This window comes from Streptobacillus notomytis, assembly GCF_001902585.1.
In the GTDB taxonomy this organism is placed as follows: Bacteria; Fusobacteriota; Fusobacteriia; order Fusobacteriales; family Leptotrichiaceae; genus Streptobacillus; species Streptobacillus notomytis.
Map to the genome: position 1 here is coordinate 53263 of NZ_LKKV01000034.1, position 20275 is coordinate 73537.

The window sequence follows — 20275 nt, forward strand, 5'->3', positions numbered from 1 at the left end:
GTTTCTGAATTGACTAAGTATAACATGGATATTTTATATTTGTCAATTTTCAAGGTATATTAATGTCATTAAAAGCACAAAATAATTGATCTTCAATACGTTTAACAAAACATAATTTTAGTTTATTTCTACTTTCAAATGATAAAAATATTCTTATTACATCATTAATAACCTCATCAATTTCAATATCTTTTATTCCCAATTCATCTGTATGTAAAAGTTCATTTTCATCAAGTTCTATATATTCTTGTGGAAAATTAACTATTGATGTAAACTCTTCATTATTTTTATATTGATAAATTTTTTCTATAATAATTTCAATAAAAATAGTATTGTTATCTTTATCTATAAAATTAACTATATTTTCATAAAATGATATTATTTTAATTTTTTCACTTATATAGTTAATATATGAAATATTTATATCATATTTAAGTTCTATATACTTATACTCTAATATTAAATTTCCTTTATCTCTTTTTCTCTCATAATCATCAATAATATTAAATATCTCATTTTCATTTACTATATTTTTATATTCCAATATTTTTCCAGGTATAAATTCTTTTAAAACCTCAATAAAATATTTCATGTATACTAATTTACCACTTAATTTAATATCATTAAATTTTTTAAGTATATCTATAATTTTAAAATTTTCAAAAAAATCATAAATAGATTTAAATGAAAGGTAAATTATTATATCATCTAAATCTTTTTTATTATTAAAATTTTCATCTTTATAATACATATTCATCAATTCTTTAGCTTCTTCTCTTACATAAATTGAATAATTATTAGATAAATTTATTTCAAAATCTCTATTTTCTTTCATAAAATTAAACATATTACCTTCATATTTAAATAATGATTTTCTATCATTTAATATATATTCCATTATCATTTTCAAAAACATTATTTCTGTAAGATATGTATTTTCATGTATCACTTGTTCACTCATTTTTAATTTGTATGAAACTTTATTATTCACAACACTATGCTTAACGTAAATTATTTTAAAATACTTAATGTCCGATAATATATATGTGTATTCTCTGTCTTTTCCAATAAAATACTTTAAATTATGATAACATTCAAAACTTAAATTATCATTTAAATCTTCCTCTTCATTTTTCAATATTAGGACATTATTTATTTTAATTTTTATTTTATATTCTATTTTATTGATATAAAATTTCATAAATTTTAAAAATAACTCAGAAAAATTTATTATTCGACTATTTAAATTTTCATCTTTTATAATTATAGCATCATTATAATTATAAATTATATCATCTATTTGAGTAAAAAAACTTCTATTTGTCTTATATTCATTTTCTTTTAAAATATTTTTAGCCTCAGTTCCATAATTTAATGAAATATTATCTTCTAAATTTGAAATATCAATACAATAATCTTCTTTTAAATATTTAGACTCAACATTATCTATACCTAATTTAACATAAAGATTTTCTATACTTTCAACTTTTTGTATAATATTATATTTAATTATGGGTACTATATATCCATAAATACTATCATTTAATACTTCACTTTTATATTTATTATAATAAATATTATATAGATCTGAACTTTCTTCAAAAAATGAAAAGAATATCTTTTCATTATTATATTCTGATGTGAATCTATTCAATTCAGGTATTAATGTTAATTCACATTTATAGTAATCATCATTTATATCTAAAATTTTTGTACTAAAAATACCATAAATATATCTGTATTCATTAACTAAAAGAACTATATTTAAATCTATATTCTTATTTTTAGTGATACATATATTAACTTTAGTAATTATTTCTTTATATATAATTACATCTTCTATAATTATATCAAATTTTTCAAACTCTAAAACTCTTAAGTTTTTTTCAAAAAAATCCTGTAATGAATAATAGCCTATTTCAAGATATTCTTCAATTTTTTTATTATATTTATACTCATTATTTTTTAATATATTATTTATTAATTTTTTTCTATTTATATCAAAATTATACCTGTCTACGATATTTTCTTTTCTTGCTATCTCATATAGTTCATAATTATTTTTTACTATTAATTCATTTTTATTATAATTCTTCAATTATATCACTTATCATTTCTTTCATAATAACTGTGCTATTATACCTTTTATATTTTATCAAGGATAAACCTTTTTTTAAAAATCTTTCTAATTTTTTATTTGAATGGACAATATTAATATAATTTGAATCACAAATGTTAGGATAAATTTTATTAAAAACTAAATAATAACATATAGATGTTAAAGAATAAGTATCATTTTCAATAAAATTTTTTTCGATATTTGAATATTTTTCCAAAGAAGAAAATCCTTTAGTATATGAAAAATATTTTTTATTATATTCACCATTTAAAAATCTTGATTCAGAAAAATCAATAATATATACATTATTTTCATTAATAATTATATTCCCTAAGTTAATGTCATTGTGTATTAAACCTAAATCATGAATTCTTTTTATGGCAATAATAATTTTATTAAATATTTCTAGTCTTTCTTTTAATGAATAATTTAATATATTTATTTCATTAAGAGTCTTACCTTTTATTTTTTCATAAAAAATTTCCCTATTATTTTTTTTTATTTTAACTTTTAATATTCTAGGTATAAATGAAATCTCATTTTTTAATAAGAAAAACATGGTATTTATTTCGTAATTAAACATAAAATTATATTCTGGTAAATTAATATTAAATATTTTTTTATAATATTTCATTTCCATAATTCCCACCATTTTTTGCCCTTTTTTTTCTTAATATATTCTACCTTTTTCTCAATATCTAATTTTATTTTTTTTGAATAATTTACTTTATCCATTAATTCTATAGCCTTTTTATATTCTATAAACGCTTTCTCATACTCATCATTTTTTAATAATTTATCACCTTTTTCTATTGATAATTTAATGGTATATTTCATATCATTTTCTAATTTCAATTTATCTTTTATATCTTCAACTTTTTTTATATTTTCCATTTCTATTTTTTTCTTTTGTTTATAAATTAATCTAATTCTACCTTCTAGCTCTTTAATTTTATTGTCATTATGCAACAAATTAGCATAATAAAGTGATTTTTCAAGAAATGAAATAGATGTAATGTATTCTTTAATCTCATAGTATTCTTTATGTCTATTATATAATTCATTCATTTTACTTTCTAAATTTAATATTTTATTTGATATTTCAATTTCTTTTTTACTTAAATATTCAACTTCTTTATTAAATTCCAATTTACTATATTCTTGCTTTAAATAAATTATTTCTTTTAAACCTTCTGAAATATTTTGGTCTAATAAATCATCAATTTTAAGATATCTCTTATCCAATTTTATTTTTAAATTATCTAATATTTTAAAATTATTATTTTTTCTATCTTCTAAATCATTTATATCTATTTCAAATTTTGATTTTTTATATACCTCTATTAAATTATTTAAAATATCAGTATTTTTAATTATGTCCTCTCCAACTAAAAATAATTCATTATTTTGTTCAATTATTAATTTGTCTAACTCAGCTATATCCTTATTAATATCTATTAATAATTTGGGCGAGATGTCCTCTATCTTATTTTTTATATTAACATATTCATTTTTGGCTTTTAAAAATTCTCTATTTTTTATCATTTTTTTTGTTATATTTTTAATTTCAAAAATATTTTTAAATATATTATTTTTATTCTTCTCTAAGCTTAACTTATTTTTTAACTTTTCTCTTTTTTCTATATTCTTACCTGTATAATAAATGTATTTTTTATCTATAAGTATTAACCTATTTTCAATTTCAATTAACTTTTTTTCATTTGATAAATAATCAAAATTATTATTATTCACCTTTGTAAATATGTTTTCAATATGATTAAAACTATTATTTAAATAAATGTTTGATAATATAAAATATATAAATACAAAAAATATTAAAAATAATATTGTAAACTTTATCAAAAAGTTATTATTTGTAAATTTTGATATCTTATTTATTTTAAGTATTTTAAATTCAACAATTTTTTTATTACCTATACGTATTTCTATTAAATCATTTTCAATTAGGGGAAATAGTTCCGTATATCCAATTATATCTCCTTTTTCAATTATTTGATTTTTAAAAAATATTTCATCATCTCTTATTATATTAAAATAATAATATTTCATATATACATAAATTACATTGCAATAATCTGTTAATATACACGATAAATATATTTTAGTATTTTCAATATTTTCAACTATTACCCTATCTTCAAATTCAAAAAGTATTTCTGTAATTAATTTTTTTATATATTTTGAATTAAATACAGTATTTTCTGTAAATCTATAAATTAATTCTTCCATTAAATTATCAAATAATTCTATTTTACCTTGACCTTCAATAAAAATAGATACCCCTATTGTAAATTCTTCAGTTTCATAATATACAAAATGGGTATCCTTTTCATTTATACAACAGGGTAAAATATCTAACTTTTTATTATCCATCAATAATTCCAGTCAAAATTCACACCACAAAGTTCTATGAATATGAATTTGTTCTCCCCCATTTCTATGATATCTAAGTTTAAAATTTGTTTACTTTCATATAAAGCTTTTCCTTGTAAATATACTAATCCACTACTTTCACCTGGAGATATTACAAAAACTCTTTGTTTAGGATTATATGTTATAGAACAATGATTTTTCCTCGCTATTGTTTGATCATTTTCAATACATACATGCATTTCAGAAGATCGACCTATAAAATTTCTTTCATTTATTAATCTATAATCTTTTCCTTTTTCAGATCCAGAAATACATACTAACCATCCTACTACTGGTGAAACATTAGTTTCCTTAATCCAAAAAACTGAGGTTTTAGTATCGCCTTCTAATATTATTGGCTTTTTTTCTTCTTCTTTTTCAATATTTATTTTATTTCCATCGCAATACGGACAATTTGAATATTTGCTTGTATTATACATATGTCCATTACTACATTTCAATAATTTCATTAAATCACACCTTAATTAACCAATATCTTTATCACACCGACATATATAATATCCCCTACCTCAATTAAATATGATTTATTTGGTAATAATTTTTCCTTTATCTTATTTTTTCTTTCTATTCCACTTCCATTTCTAGAATTTAAATCTTCATAATACCATTTTCCATCAACCTTATTTAATAATCCATGTATTCTACTTATTAAATGTGAATACTCATGATTAGATAAATCAATATCTATATCATAATTTTTTTCAGATTTTTTACCTATTACTATTGAAGCTTTATTTTTAATATCCCAAGAATATATATCATAATCAAAATCATCTTTAAGTGTTAATTTTTTTATGGTATCTATACTTAATTTTATTTTTTCATCATTTAATTCTTTTATATATTCCTCTTTTTTTTCTTGTAAGATCTTATTAATATATCTAATATTTCTTTTTCTTTCATAAGGATAATAAAAAAGAAAAAAATACAGTATATAAACATTAAGTAGTGAATAAAAAATAAGTAAACCTTTGTATGAGAATCTAATTGATATAAATAATATAAATATTAGTATTAAAATAATCAAAAATATCATATATTGTGTGTATGAATTAATTTTTTTAAATTTAACTTTACCATAAATTTTTGAATTTGGCATAATATATTTAAATAACTTCACTTTAAATATGGTAAACAATTTTCTCATATTACTCTACTTCTACTTTTTTATCAAAATCAAATTCTTTGTTAGATTTTGCTAACATATTTAATATTTCATATAGTTTAATTAATATTTCTGTATTTGTCATTTTTTCTTTATAATATTTAAATTTAGTAAATATATATTTTTTCAATACTTCAATATTAATTGTTTCTATATTACATAAAGATGATATCCATAAATCCATACTTTCTTCAAGTTTTAATTCCATCATTTTATTAGACCATATTTTAAGTAATTTGGGATTAATTCCTGTCTTAGAATATTTAACTTCATTAATGTTTAAAGAATTATATTCTTTTGAGAATTTTTTTAATTCATAATCATAATTTTTTAAAGTTGCACCATTTCTTAAATTAAATCTTACAACTTCCATAGAATCAATTTCTTCAATTTTACTTATCTTTAAATATATCTTTTTATTTACAGTATATTCTTTTTCATAATTTTCTGTAACTATGTATACTATAAATTCACCTTCATCATCAGGAATGTTAATATAAATTTTTTCATCTAATAATATAACTTCATTGCTAAATTTATATATTCCTTTATCTATAAATATCTTTTCACCATCAGTTGTAGGATGTAATCCTGAAATTATTCCTTCTTCATAATCAATATATTTTAAAAAGTTAGCACTATCTATATTTTTATTTATTGATAATAAATCTACACTTCTTAATACTGTCTTAGTTGAAAACTTAGGTACAATATATTCATTTTCTAACATTTAACCCCCTATTTTTGATATCCACCTTCAATTACTATTTCTTTTATTTTTTCCTTTTTTTGCCTAATTTTTAATAAGAAAGTTCCATTACCATTCTTTTCATCAAAATATTCATTATAATCTATTAGAAATGCATTAGTTAAATTTACTTTTCTAACTACATTTCCAGCTAAAATTATTTCAAGAGTAACATTTTTATATGCTTCTAAGTCTTCTGCACTAACCAAGGACCAAAGTAATAGTTTTCTTGTCGGATCTTCAACATCATTTTGACCTATACTAGGTATTATCTTACCTTCTATTTCAAGTCCTATACTAAGATCTGTGGATCTTGCATTAGAGCTATCATTTGTATCTGATAAAAACTTAACACTTACAATATTTTCTTGCTCTACTGTAAATTCTTCGCTACTTCCTTTTAAATTCAACTTAAATCCCATTAATTACCCCACCTTTAATTAGTTTTATTTATTTCAATTTTAAGATTTTTAACTTCTCCAAGGAATACTAAATTCAATTGACAAGTATTATTTTGTTCATCTATTACATGTGATATATCATCACCCTGTCTTAATATTGCATTTACTGTTGTAGATTCTTTTAACCAAATACTCTTTTGGCTATTTGGACTATTACTAAAAAAATAATTTAATTTATCTGATTTAAAATCATTACTCATAAATCTTAATAGTCTTTCTATATAGGTCGTTGTTAAAGTTTTATATATACTCTCGTAATTATTATTACTTGTTTTATATAAATTTCTAGCCTTATAAACTGTTATATTCTTTACCTTTTCATTATTTATTTGTGCTTGTTCAGATGCAAAAATAAATCCATAATTTTTACTATTTATCTCTTCTTTTATTCCAACCGTAAATCCACTAATTTCACGTGCCATTACTGTTCTTACAATTAATGAATTATCTTCTGCTTCTATGTTAAATCTAACACCTGGATTATTTGATACATTTTTAAATCTTTCTTTTAAATAAATAGGACATTGATATGCTGCAACTAATCCAGCAGCTATATATGCAGCATCTATATAAATCCCGTCTAAGAAAAATTCTAAATTATCTCCATCGTTGAAAAATACTCCATCTTCATTTATAATTGCTTTTTTATCAATTTTAATTCCAGATTTATCTTTTGGTATTAAAGTTAAATTAGGTAAAACTGGTATAATGTATTCTGAAAATTTACTATTTTCTAATACCTGTGTTTTTTCAACATACTTATTAATTCCATATATAGCAAGATTTTCAAAAGTATTCTCATTATTTCTTTCAAAACTAATAAAAGTCTGTACTTTATGTTTATAAAGTATTTCCATTAAATTAGATAAATCCTGTACAGTATTTACATTTTTTGATTTAATATCATTATTACCACTAAATATATTTTTACTACTCTTCTTGAAGTCATCTTTTAATGAAATGTTTGGAAAAATAGAAAACCATATTGTATTTTCAAATTCATTTTTATCATTAACAGTTCTTAAATATTTTTCTATTTTTTCTCTGTTTTTAACTTGAATTAATAATTCATTGTCAACATTAGTAATAAGTAATTTTGGTAGCATTCCTTTAGTATTTACTGAATATTGATCAAAGAATAATTTAACCCCCATAACCTTCTCTATTAATTCTTTAGCAATCTTGATAAAATCTTCTTGAGAATTTTTATACAGTTCTAAATATTGATTATAGTTATTTACTTCTTTTTCAAAATCAATTTTAAGATTATTAGTCGTTATCGGAACATATGTTCTTTTAATTAAATTAGCTACATAATTATTTGGCTTTTCAATACTTTCATAATAATCATTTTCAAATATTTCTAATAATTTTTGACTATTATTTGGTAAAAGTTTTACAGTTTCTAATTCCAACTGATCCTCTATAAATTCTATTTCTCCTCCATCTGAAAATTCTAAATAACCCAGTTTTATTTCCTCAATATTTACATTTTCTTTATTCTCTCCAATTTCAAGTCTAGTTTTTATATCTTCTATAGCTAATGGTAACATCGCTAAAATATTATTGTAATTTTTTGATGCTTCTTGAAATTTATAATTTAATAAATCTCCAACATCAAGTTTTTTAGGACTTTTATCGCTTAAAGCTTCATATTTTGCAAATAGATAATTGATTTCTTTTCTTTGTTGTTTTATATTTTCTATTATTTTTCTCGGTGATATTAACTCTAAAATATCCTCAAATTTAAAATCTACATTTTTCTGATCTAAATTTTTTCTATTTTCAATCAATGTTGATAACATTCTTATAAAAGTATTTTCATTATTAATATATATTGTTGTATACATAGAATCTGGAATATTTTCATTTTTTGTAAGTGTATATCCAATTCTTTTATTTTCAACATCCATATATGAATAAATTTTTGGTTCAAATTTTTCTAAAAATTCATTAAAATCTGATACTAATAAATGCTTATTTATTTCTTGAATTTTTTCATCATCTAAACTACTAATATTTTCAACATCACCTATTAAAGTTAATATATCATAAACCTCTTCATTAAATTTTTCGAACAGTAATGTACGATTTGTTTGTTTTATAACCTCCAATAACTCTCCCCCTTATATATCAATTAACCCCCTAAAATTTCCCAACTAACCTCCTTCCATTAATTGATAACTCATTATATTATTTTTTAATTTTAATGTCAAGTATTTTTTAATTTTATTTTAATTAAAGTAATTTTTGAAATAAAAAATGTACCATCTTAGGTACATTTATATTATTTTTTAATTATCTCAATATATTTAATATTCATATTATGTTTAGATAAAAATAAATGTTCAAATTCTGTTTTTATATTATCCAAAGTCTTTTCGGAATTATGTAAATCATCCGTATGATAAACAACTTCATAGTTTTTACTATCTTTTATTAATTCTAAAATATCTAAATAATAATTCAAATGATCTGTTTTAAAATATATTTTTGAACCTGATTTTAATACTACATCTAAATCATTTAAAAGTTTAGGTCCAAATATTCTTTTATGTTCCTCGTTTTCCCAAGGATCTGGAAAATTAATATACAGACCTGAAAGTTCATTATCACCTATAAATTCTTTAAGTGAATTCACTCTCTTTTTTAGAAATAGTAAATTGTTCAAATTATTTTTTTCTGCTTTTCTCGCAGCTTGAACTAATCTTTTTAATCTAAGTTCAACACCTAAAAAATTAATATTAGGATTTTGTAATGCTTTATTATTTGTAAAATTAGCACTTCCACTTCCAATTTCTAAATGTAATTCATTATTATTTTTAAAATAAATTTCATTCCACATACCTTTTGCATTCAAAATTTCTTCATCATCAAATATTAAATGATTAGGATATTTTGGCATTTCATACATGTATATATTATAATGTTTTTTGGGCTTATCAAAAAAGTATTCCCAAAGTTCTTTGTTCCTAAATTTCATGTTTATTTATTTTATATATTCCTTTACAAGTTTTTCTATATCATATTCCTTAATTACTCTTTCAACTATTTCATTTTTAACTTCTGCAATTTTTGCATTAAGTAAATTATCTCCAACATATTTAAATAATTCTTCTTGAGAATAATTTTTAACTGCTTCAAAATTTTCTTTTGAGAATTTTTGCATTTCATCTAATACAGTTTGATTAGAAATTATTGCTTTTTCTTCAATTAATTTATTTAAATAATAATTAAGTCTTGCATCTTTTTTAATTAATTCTATTTCTTCATTATTTTCCTCAAAAAAATTATCTTTTTTAGCATTTTCTTTCAATACATTTATTAATAATATAGATTTAATTAAATTTTCATTTCCTTTTGTAAATAATATATCTTCTTTTGATAAAACAACATTATTATCCATTTCATTCATCAATTTTTTAACTAAATCTTCAAATAATAAATAGTTTGATTGTTCGGTTAAATCTTTTTTTATAATTTCTCTTGCTTCATTAAATGGTATTTTATTTTGTTCAAAATATTCTTTATTTTTGTTATATACTTCTATAATAGAATTTTCATTAACCATAACTCTTGGTTCAACTTTTTTTCTCATATATAATTCTAAAACTAAATTTTCTTCGCTAAACCATATATTTTTCTTATCACTTTCATCAAATTCATAATTTAAACTTTCATTATATATAGCTTTCGAAACTAAATTCATTTTTATTGCTTCTTCATTTTTATTGAATATTTCTATTTCTTTTTTAGTTAACTTTAATTCCATAGTATCATCCTTTCAAAAAAAATGGTGACTAGGAAGGGACTCGAACCCTTATGATTTCTCGGCAGATTTTGAGTCTGCTGCGTCTACCGATTTCGCCACCCAGCCATCTACAATAGTTTAACATAATTTTTTCAAAAAAACAAGATAGAACAATGTTCTATCTTATTTATCAGAAAATATTATCTTAATGCAATCTCTACTCTTCTATTTAAATATCTTCCTGTTGAATTCTTATTTGTTTCCACAATATTACTATATCCTGATGAACTTACCTTTCTTATAGATATACTTCCATCTAATCCTAATTCTCTTAATTTTTCAGCAACTTTATTTGCTCTCCTTAACCCCAATTCAAGATTGAAATTTTCATTTGATACATTATCTGTATACCCTGTTATATATATTTTTCTGTTCTTAAAATTAATGTTTAATTCTTTCACAATATTCCTAAGTATATCTATTTGTGAACTTGTTAATTCTGATGCTCCCATCTTATATCCATTTAATGTATATAGATCATCTTCATTTACTTTAATGCTTTCATAATTTTTTAATTTTTCTCTAAATCTTTCAAGCTCTTGACATATGTTACCATTTTGTTTATCTAATTTATCATTTAAAGCATTCAATCTTTCTAAATAAATATTAATAGTTGTATCTTTTTCTTTTGAATCATTATCATAACCTCCAAATTGATAACTTATTCCTGCTCCTAATGCTAAATATCCTTTTGTATTAAGTGATCCACTTGCTCTATACACTATATTATCATTTGTTCCAGAAAATCCTAAAGCAAAAGCATTCTCTCCATTATAGTAAGCATATGATCCTGAAAGATTATGTCCTTTCTTATTTACTTGTAATAAATTTGCCATTGCTATTGCATTTGCTATTCCACTATTTGCTGCAACTCCTTTTTCTATATCTTTTTTAATTTTATCTGATAAATCTACATTAACTTCATTTCCATTTGCTTTTGTTATAATATGATCAGAACCCTTAATTTTAAAATTCAGTCCACTATTTTTATTTAACATTTGTTTTTCTGTAGTTCCACTATCTCCATCAAATGATAAGGTATTTGTAGATAATTTCTCTAATTTTTCACTCGTTTCTTTATTTTTATCAAAATTCTCTTTTATTGAATCATGTATAGTATTCTTACTAGTTCCACCAATATTTGACATAGTTATTTTACCATTTATATCCAAATTTGCATTAGAACCAAAAATATCTTTAACTGAACTTGCAAAATATCCAAAAATCTTATTTGTTGAATAAAGTTGTGAACCATTTATTGCATCAGTAGATGTGCTACTTATTTGTCCTGCTGCAACATTCTGTAGTTGTCTTTCCTTATCTTTATCTCCTATAGATACTACTGAAACAGGATTATTTCCTGCAAATCCATTATATTTTATATTTTCTATTGTAACTTCATTTGTTTTTACTGCATTTGTTGTCTTACTATTAGATCCTATAGCTACTGATTTTTCTGAATTGGCCTCTGCTTGATCACCTATTGCTATTGAATATTCTCCTTTAGTTTTAGCTTCATTTCCTAGTACTATTGAAAAGGCTTTTCCAGCTTTTGAATTACTTCCTATTGATATTGAAGTCCCTCCTTCAGCTTGTGCTTTATATCCTTGTGCTATTGCATAATTTGCTCCAGATTTTGCTCCATATCCATGTGATATTGAAGCGTATCCATCAGCTTGCGCTTCATACCCTTGTGTTACTGCAGCATATCCTTCACTTGAACTTTTATTTCCAATTGCTATTGAGTATTCTCCACCATGTTCTGTTTTAGAACCCACACTAATACTATTTTTATTTTGATCTCCTATTCCATAATATATTGGTTTTATTTCATAATTCATACCATTTCGTTTTTTTAATCCTTCTGGCATTAAATCTGTAGTTTGTCTATTTGCAAAAATATTTTCTATTGTCAAAAATGTAATAAATAATAATAGTATGTTAAATAATGATTTATTTTTTTTCATATTAACCTCATTTCTTTTTATTATATTTTTTAAACTACCAACTTATACAGAATATTATAATAAAATTCTTAAATAGTTTTTTATTTCAATATTCTCGATAAAAATTCTTTTGTTCTTTCGTTTTTAGGATTAGTAAATATCTCATCTGGATGTCCTTCTTCAAGAATAATTCCACTATCCATAAAAATTATTTTATCAGAGACTTCTCTTGCAAAATCCATTTCATGTGTTACTATTATCATAGTTAAACCTTCATCTGCCAGTTCTTTTATAACTTTTAAAACCTCTCCAACCATTTCAGGATCTAACGCAGATGTTGGTTCATCAAATAATAATAATTCTGGATTTACAGAAAGTGCCCTTGCTATTGCAACTCTTTGTTTTTGTCCACCAGATAATTGATTTGGTCTGGCATTAATAAATTTGGACATTCCAACTTTTTCTAAATATTTTATAGCGTTATTTCTTGCTTCTTCTCTTGTTCTACCTAAAACACTTATTTGTGCTAACATACAGTTTTCAAGTACATTTAAATTATTAAATAAATTAAACTGTTGAAACACCATCCCAACCTTACTTCTATATTTATTAAGTGATATTTTCTTATCCTTAATATCAATATCTTTATATGTAACATTACCGTCATCATATGTTTCAAGTAAATTTAAACATCTTAATAAAGTGGATTTTCCTGATCCCGAAGAACCTATAATTGAAATAACTTCACCAACATTTACTTCAAAATTTATTCCATTTAATATATTTCTTTTACCATAACTCTTTTTTAAATTCATAACTTTAATTATACTCATATTTATCCCTCAATTTCATATTCTTTATTTCCATCCATTTTCTTTTCTAAGTATCTAAATAATTTAGATAATGAATAAGTTAATACAAAATATATAGCACAAGTAATAACAAAAACTTCATAATATCTTACATGTGAACCTACTATAGATTTTGAAGTAGTAAATAATTCTGTAACACCTATAGAAAATAGTACAGAAGTATCTTTTATATTAATAATAAATTCATTTGCAACAGATGGCATTACATTTCTAATGGATTGAGGAAGTATAACTTTTCTCATAATATTAAAATGATTCATCCCCAATGCCTGTGCTGCCTCATATTGACCTTTTTCAATTGAGTCTATTCCACCTCTAATAATTTCAGTAATATATGCCCCAGTATTATATGAAACTATTATTAAAGCTGATGTTAGTGCTGGAATATTTATTCCAGTTATTTGTGAAAATCCATAATAGAATATTATTGCTTGAACTATCATAGGAGTTCCACGAATAAATGTTACATATATTGATACAAAATATTTAAATATGTTGTATGTAAATATTGATAACCACGAGTTTTTATTAACATTTCTTTCATCTCTTAATAAAGATAATATTAATCCGATAATAAATCCAAAAAAAGTTCCTATTAAAGATAAATTAATTGTAGTTAATGTTCCTTGTAAAAAATCTTTCCAATAATTAACAATAAAATATTTTATCCAACCAAAGAAATTAACAGGTAATACATCTGAACTTTGATTAGGTTGTGTTTCTATTGCTCTTTTCATTATTTCTTCTCTTTGTTCAATAGAAATTTCAGATAATATCCTATTAATTTTATTTCTAAGTTCAATATTACCTTTTTTTAATGCTATAGCAACATTTACATCATCTCTATCATATTTAAACCCATTATCTTTAGAAAACTCAACAAAGTATATATTAGGATTGGATATTTTAGCTGATAAAGCTCCTGGTTTTTCAGAAATATATCCATCTATTTTACCTGATGCTAATGCAACAATCATATTAGAAAAATTTTCACTTGCATTTTCTTTTTTTAATCCCATTATTTGATCTAATACAGTATAATGAAACGTATTTAACTGTGCTGTTAATTTACTATTAGAAAATTCTTGTATATTCTTAGCAGCTAAATATTTAGAATCATTTTTTACAACTATTACTAAATCTGATTCATAATAAGGATTTGTAAATTCTAAATTTTCTTTTCTTTTTTTAGTGGGTGACATTCCTGCAATTACGACATCGATTTTATCTGAATTTAATGCTGGTCCTAATAATGAATCCCAATCACTTTGTACTATTTCTAGTTCCATATCAAGTTTTTCTGCAATAATTTTTGCTATTTCTACATCATAGCCACCAACATAACCATTTCTCAATTTTACTGCACCATTTCTATCATCACTTTGAAACCAATTAAAAGGTGCATATCCTGCTTCCATTCCTACCCTTAGCTTATCCATACCTAAAGAAAAAACAGATAATATTAGAAATACAAATAATACAATTTTTCTTTTCATACTTTTTCCTTTCTAAATAAAAAAACTGATAGAATTCTATCAGTAAGTATAAAAAAATAACTATACTTAACCAATAGCTCAACATTATATTTTATAATGACAGTATTATAAATGTTATTTATAATCCCACCTATGTAGTTGTCAAATACATAAGTTCGGCAATTTCCCCTTTCAAATTTAATCATCACATTGACTAGTTCATAAATTTTACTGTTGAATTTTGCACCTCTATCTCGTTATTTGGTATATACTAGCATATTATTTCTAAAATGTAAAGAAAATAAATAAAAAATATCATTAATGTAAAATTTACACTAATGATATTCATTTTAATAGCCTTCATATATAATATTTTCTAATTCAACTGGTTCTGTACCAGAAATAAATAAAGCTTCTCTAGCATTAACACCATCACTATCAAGTAATCCTGATTTTAAATCTATGATTTTCTTAACTAATTTTTCTGTTTCAATTCCATCTTTAATAAATTCAAAACTACCTATATCAAAGTTTCCTAAATTAACAACAGTTTGCATATAATTTTTCCATATAGGTAATGCAGCACTAGCTCCACTCATTCCACGTCCCATAGATTTATTATCATCATTTCCAACATAAACTACAGTTACTAAAGTAGGTGTATATCCAGTAAACCAAGCAGAAATATAATCACTCGTTGTACCTGTTTTTCCTGCTACTGGTACATCATCACCTTTTGCATATAATTGTGCTCCTTTACCTCCCCCATTTTTAACAACTGATTCCATCATATGTGTTATTAACGCAGCATATTCAGGTTCTAAAACCTTTTCTTTACTTGTATCTGCTTCATATATTACATCACCAAATCTATTTTCAATCTTATAAATAAATTGAGGTTCAATTTTATTTCCACCATTTGCAATTATTGAATAAGCTTTTGCCATATCTATAGGTGAAAGAGTTATAGAACCTAAAGATGTAGTTAAATCTTGAGGTATATCTTCTTTTGAAAATCCAAAACTTTCCCAAAGTGGATTAAATTTCTTAAGACCAATTAAATCTAAAGCTTTTACAGCAACAATATTATCAGATATTTCTAATGCCTTAAGAAGTGTTAAATTGTTTCTAAATTTCCAATCATAATTTTTAGGGGTCCATTTACCAAATGTACTTGGTGAATCTTCAAGTGTGGTTGCCATAGTATAATTATTTAAAAGTGCTGCTAAATATATAAAAGGTTTAAAAGATGAACCTGGCTGTCTTTTAGCATTTAATGCTCTATTAAAATCACCTTTTTGATATTTTTTACCTCCAACCATTGCTTTAACAAATCCATTTGAAGGATCAATAGAAATTAGTGCAGCTTCTAAATTTTTTCTATTTCTTAAATTATTATTACTTGCAAATGCTTTATAAGCAGCTTTTTGCATGTTAATATCTACTGTTGCATAAATTTTATATCCATTAAATAATAATTTTTCATCTTCTTCTGTAGTAATTTGAAGAATTTTTTTAACTTCATTAATCACTATAGTTGTAAATTCTGGAGAAATATTAGATTTAGATATTCTTTCATCATCTGATAAATGTTTAGTATCTAAATTAACAAAAAATATATTTTCCTGTTTTGCATTCTCATATTCTTCTCTAGTTATAGCTCCATTTTTATACATTAAATTTAATACAACCTTTTGTCTTTCTAAAGCATTTTCTAATTTTGAATATTTAGCAGGTGATTTTGGTATTGAAGCTAATATAGCTGCTTCTCCAACAGTTAATTCTGAAGGTAATTTACCAAAATAATTTTTAGCAGCATTTTTAATACCATAAGCTCCTCTACCAAAGTTTATAGTATTTAAATATAGTTCTAATATTTCATCTTTTGTATATTTTCTTTCCATTCTAGTTGCTAAAACTGCTTCTACTATTTTTCTTTTTAAAGATCTATCAGGTGTTAAAAATATTGTTTTAATTAATTGCTGAGTTATAGTTGATCCACCTTCACGACCAGTTTTTGTAACATTTAATATTAAAGCTTTAGTAAGTCTTATATAATCAAGTCCATTATGTTCTCTAAATCTTTTATCTTCAACAGAAATAAAAGCATCTTGAAGCATTTTAGGAATTTCACTTATACTTATAGGATCTCTTTTTTCAATAGTTATTAAATCAATTTGATTTCCATTAATATCATATATAGTTGATGGTATTAGTGGTTTATAATTTTCTATTAATTCAGGTGGATAACTCTTATTAACTTCATAAACTATATAGGCTAAACTAAAAAATCCTATAATAAATAAGCTTGCTATAAGCAGTGAAAAATATTTAATTAATTTCTTCATTTGTAATCTCCTCTTTTTTTACTTTAAGCTGTCCACATGCAGCTTGTATATCCTCACCTTTAGTTTCTCTAAGAGTAACATTTATCTTATGTGATAGTAAGTAATTATAAAATTCTCTTTGTTTTTGTAAGCTAGGTGTTTTATATGGTTTTCCTTCCACCTTATTATATGGTATTAAATTTACTAAATGATTAAATGATTTCATAAACTTCACCAAGGCAACTCCATCTTCTTTTTCACAGTTAAAATCATCAATTAATATATATTCAAACGTAATTCTATTTTTTGTTTTATTTTGATAATTTAATAATGAATTTTTTAATTTATCTAATGGATTAATCTTATTAATAGGCATTAATTCACTTCTTCTTTCATCGTTAATACTATGTAATGAAATAGCTAGTCCAACTTGTTTTTGATCTTCTGAAAATTTATCTATTTCTTTAATTAATCCTGAAGTTGACACAGTGAAATTTCTTTTAGAAAAATCTTGGCCTTCCTTTGAATTAAGTATATTTATAGATTTATTAACTGCCTCATAGTTTAAAAATGGCTCACCCATACCCATATATACAACATTAGATATTTTATCATTTTTATCCTTCAAATAATTTTGTAAATAATAAAATTGCATTAATATCTCTGAAGCTTTTAAATTTTTTTCAAATTTCATCATACCCGTTGCACAAAAATCACACTTTAAAGGACAACCAACTTGAGATGAAACACATATACTATATCTATTTCTATATTTTAATAAAACCGATTCAATTAATTTTTTACCTGGTAATGAAAATAAGAATTTTATAGTTTCTTTATCTTTAGATACTTGATGTGTAACGTATTTTAATGTTCCTATTTCAAATTTTTCTTTTAATAATTCTCTTGTTTCTTTAGAGATATTAGAAAATTCATCAAAGTTAAACACCAATTTTTTATGTAACCATTGATAAACTTGTAAAGCATTAAATTTTTTTAAACCTAATTCTAAAAATATTTCTTCTAATTCCTTTAGAGATAAATCTAAAATATCAATTTTAATCATTTTTCTCCTATAATCCAAATAATTTTTCAAATCCTAAATTTGCAAGTTCAATAAATTTATCTAACTCCTCTTTTGTAAATGTAGTATCTTCACCTGTTCCTTGTATTTCAATAAATTCTCCCTTGTTATTCATAACTATATTCATATCTACATCAGCATGTGAATCTTCATAAAATTCTAAGTCAAGAAGTAACTCATTTGAAACCTTTCCTACACTTATAGCTGCGACCTTTGCTTTAATAGGATTTTCATTCAACACACCTGATGAAAGTAATTTATTAATAGCTATTTCCATAGCTAAATAACCTCCTGTAATTGAGGCTGTTCTTGTTCCTCCATCAGCTTGAATTACATCACAATCTACAATTATTGTTCTTTCACCTAATTTTTTCAAATCAAGTGCAGCCCTTAATGATCTTCCTATAAGTCTTTGTATTTCCATAGTTCTACCACTTAATTTACCTTGACTTGATTCTCTTTTATTTCTCGTATTAGTTGATCTTGGTAACATTGAATATTCAGCTGTTACCCACCCCTGTCCTAAATTTTTAAGAAAAGGTGGTACTTTTTCTTCTATAGTAACATTACAAATTACTTTAGTATTTCCAAATTCTATTAAAACTGAACCCTCTGGATATTTTATATATTCTCTAGTTATTTTTATTTCTCTTAATTCATTATTTTTTCTATTATTATTCCTCATTAATTACCTCTTTTTTTCTTATTATTATATCATAAATATATGGTAAATACAATTTAATTACACTGTTTAAACTATGTATTTACCATTTTCTATATTATAATTTTCTTTCAAATATTCTAAAAATTGTTTACCAACAAAATCTACAAAATTACGATGTATTATATCTAAAATTTTTTTATCAAGCATAGTTATAGAAATTAATTTCCTAATTTTTTCTACATTATTTGCATTAATTCCATTTACTGCTATACCTTTTGTTTCCCTATTATTAATATTTTTAGACAAAACAAAATATATCTTTTCATTATTAATAGAATTAATAATTTTAAGTATTTCTAACTGATTTTTAGCATATACATAAATATCATACATATTTTCATAAGATATAATATCAAGTAATATTTCTTTATTAATTTTTTCTGAAATATTTTCATATATTTCATCATTTATCTCATCTAAATACAATTTAACATTATATATATTTTTATCATTTTCAAGTTTATTAAACTTATAATCAAGTATACCTTCATCATCATTTTTAATTTCTTCAAGTAATGATAAAACATTTATATTATTTTCTATTTTAAAATCTAATATAAAGTATGTATATCTATCATCATCTAATGAAATTGGAATATAATTATATGGTTTACCATATTCATTTAATCTTGATAAAATATTTCTTCTTGAAAGATAAAAATAAGGTGTATTTTTATCTAAAGTGAAATTGATATAATAATAATTTTTATTTTTATTTATTATTTCAAGCTCTTTTTTTAAATTAAACATGTTAAAATTTAACTTATATCTTAAATCCATTATTTTTTCTACATCATTAGTACTATACAAATTATATAATGATTCAAAATTTAGCAACGTTTCAAATATTAAATATTTAAACACGAAAAATTGATAAGGGTATCTTTCAATATACACAAATATTTTTTTAAGTGTAGAAACTATACTAATATCCTCATTATTTCCTAAAAAATATATATTATTTTCAACCTCATTAATAATCTTAGTTAAATATACAAATTCTTCTTCTTTTGGATTTTGAATTTGAACTAATATTTTTTCTATTTGATTAATTTTTTCTAAAATTTCCTTTATATATTTAATTTTCAT

Annotated in this window: 17 protein-coding genes, 1 tRNA gene and 1 riboswitch; all 18 genes read right to left on the minus strand. The window is 22.5% G+C overall.

From position 1 onward, the window contains the following. Window positions 1–49 precede the first annotated feature (49 nt). Window positions 50–2098, minus strand: a complete 2049-nt coding sequence (locus tag BUE91_RS01435) for a transcriptional regulator (protein ID WP_073507710.1) — start codon at window positions 2096–2098, stop codon at window positions 50–52. Beyond that, window positions 2085–2771, minus strand: a complete 687-nt coding sequence (locus BUE91_RS01440; protein WP_083573712.1) for a protein kinase domain-containing protein — start codon at window positions 2769–2771, stop codon at window positions 2085–2087. The genes BUE91_RS01435 and BUE91_RS01440 overlap by 14 nt, the downstream gene beginning before the upstream one ends. Beyond that, window positions 2750–4513 (minus strand): coiled-coil domain-containing protein, encoded by a 1764-nt coding sequence (locus BUE91_RS01445; protein WP_073507712.1) that lies wholly within the window; start codon window positions 4511–4513, stop codon window positions 2750–2752. The genes BUE91_RS01440 and BUE91_RS01445 overlap by 22 nt, the downstream gene beginning before the upstream one ends. Next, on the minus strand, window positions 4513–5022 hold the full coding sequence (locus tag BUE91_RS01450; RefSeq protein ID WP_066900669.1) for an FHA domain-containing protein: 510 nt from the start codon (window positions 5020–5022) through the stop codon (window positions 4513–4515). Before BUE91_RS01450 ends, BUE91_RS01445 begins: the two co-directional genes overlap by 1 nt. Window positions 5023–5033: 11 nt before the next feature. Continuing rightward, window positions 5034–5720, minus strand: a complete 687-nt coding sequence (locus tag BUE91_RS01455) for an FHA domain-containing protein (RefSeq protein ID WP_073507713.1) — start codon at window positions 5718–5720, stop codon at window positions 5034–5036. A 1-nt stretch (window position 5721) separates the two neighbouring features. Further along, complete coding sequence (locus BUE91_RS01460; protein ID WP_073507714.1) at window positions 5722–6468, minus strand: hypothetical protein; 747 nt, start codon at window positions 6466–6468, stop codon at window positions 5722–5724. 8 nt (window positions 6469–6476) lie between these two features. Further along, entirely contained in the window at window positions 6477–6908 is a 432-nt protein-coding gene (locus tag BUE91_RS01465; protein ID WP_066900675.1) for a hypothetical protein, read from the minus strand. Between the two features lie 14 nt (window positions 6909–6922). Beyond that, window positions 6923–9061, minus strand: coding sequence for a transcriptional regulator (locus BUE91_RS01470; protein ID WP_066900677.1), 2139 nt, complete (start codon window positions 9059–9061; stop codon window positions 6923–6925). A gap of 173 nt (window positions 9062–9234) precedes the next feature. Beyond that, window positions 9235–9930 (minus strand): tRNA (guanosine(46)-N7)-methyltransferase TrmB, encoded by a 696-nt coding sequence (gene trmB, locus BUE91_RS01475; protein WP_073507715.1) that lies wholly within the window; start codon window positions 9928–9930, stop codon window positions 9235–9237. A gap of 6 nt (window positions 9931–9936) precedes the next feature. Next, complete coding sequence (locus BUE91_RS01480) at window positions 9937–10719, minus strand: hypothetical protein (RefSeq protein ID WP_073507716.1); 783 nt, start codon at window positions 10717–10719, stop codon at window positions 9937–9939. A 22-nt stretch (window positions 10720–10741) separates the two neighbouring features. Beyond that, a tRNA-Leu gene (locus tag BUE91_RS01485) sits at window positions 10742–10824 on the minus strand. Between the two features lie 74 nt (window positions 10825–10898). Beyond that, entirely contained in the window at window positions 10899–12725 is a 1827-nt protein-coding gene (locus BUE91_RS01490; RefSeq protein ID WP_073507717.1) for an OmpA family protein, read from the minus strand. A gap of 80 nt (window positions 12726–12805) precedes the next feature. Beyond that, a complete protein-coding gene (locus BUE91_RS01495; RefSeq protein WP_066900683.1) occupies window positions 12806–13537 on the minus strand; it encodes an amino acid ABC transporter ATP-binding protein in 732 nt (243 codons plus the stop codon). A 2-nt stretch (window positions 13538–13539) separates the two neighbouring features. Next, window positions 13540–15072, minus strand: a complete 1533-nt coding sequence (locus tag BUE91_RS01500) for an ABC transporter substrate-binding protein/permease (protein WP_073507718.1) — start codon at window positions 15070–15072, stop codon at window positions 13540–13542. 66 nt (window positions 15073–15138) lie between these two features. Beyond that, window positions 15139–15311: riboswitch (Lysine riboswitch) on the minus strand. 90 nt (window positions 15312–15401) lie between these two features. Next, complete coding sequence (locus tag BUE91_RS01505; protein ID WP_073507719.1) at window positions 15402–17399, minus strand: transglycosylase domain-containing protein; 1998 nt, start codon at window positions 17397–17399, stop codon at window positions 15402–15404. After that, a complete protein-coding gene (gene rlmN / locus BUE91_RS01510; protein ID WP_073507720.1) occupies window positions 17383–18444 on the minus strand; it encodes a dual-specificity RNA methyltransferase RlmN in 1062 nt (353 codons plus the stop codon). The genes BUE91_RS01505 and rlmN overlap by 17 nt, the downstream gene beginning before the upstream one ends. A gap of 7 nt (window positions 18445–18451) precedes the next feature. Then, a complete protein-coding gene (gene rph, locus BUE91_RS01515; RefSeq protein WP_066900690.1) occupies window positions 18452–19147 on the minus strand; it encodes a ribonuclease PH in 696 nt (231 codons plus the stop codon). A 66-nt stretch (window positions 19148–19213) separates the two neighbouring features. Continuing rightward, window positions 19214–20275, minus strand: a complete 1062-nt coding sequence (locus BUE91_RS01520) for a hypothetical protein (RefSeq protein WP_073507721.1) — start codon at window positions 20273–20275, stop codon at window positions 19214–19216.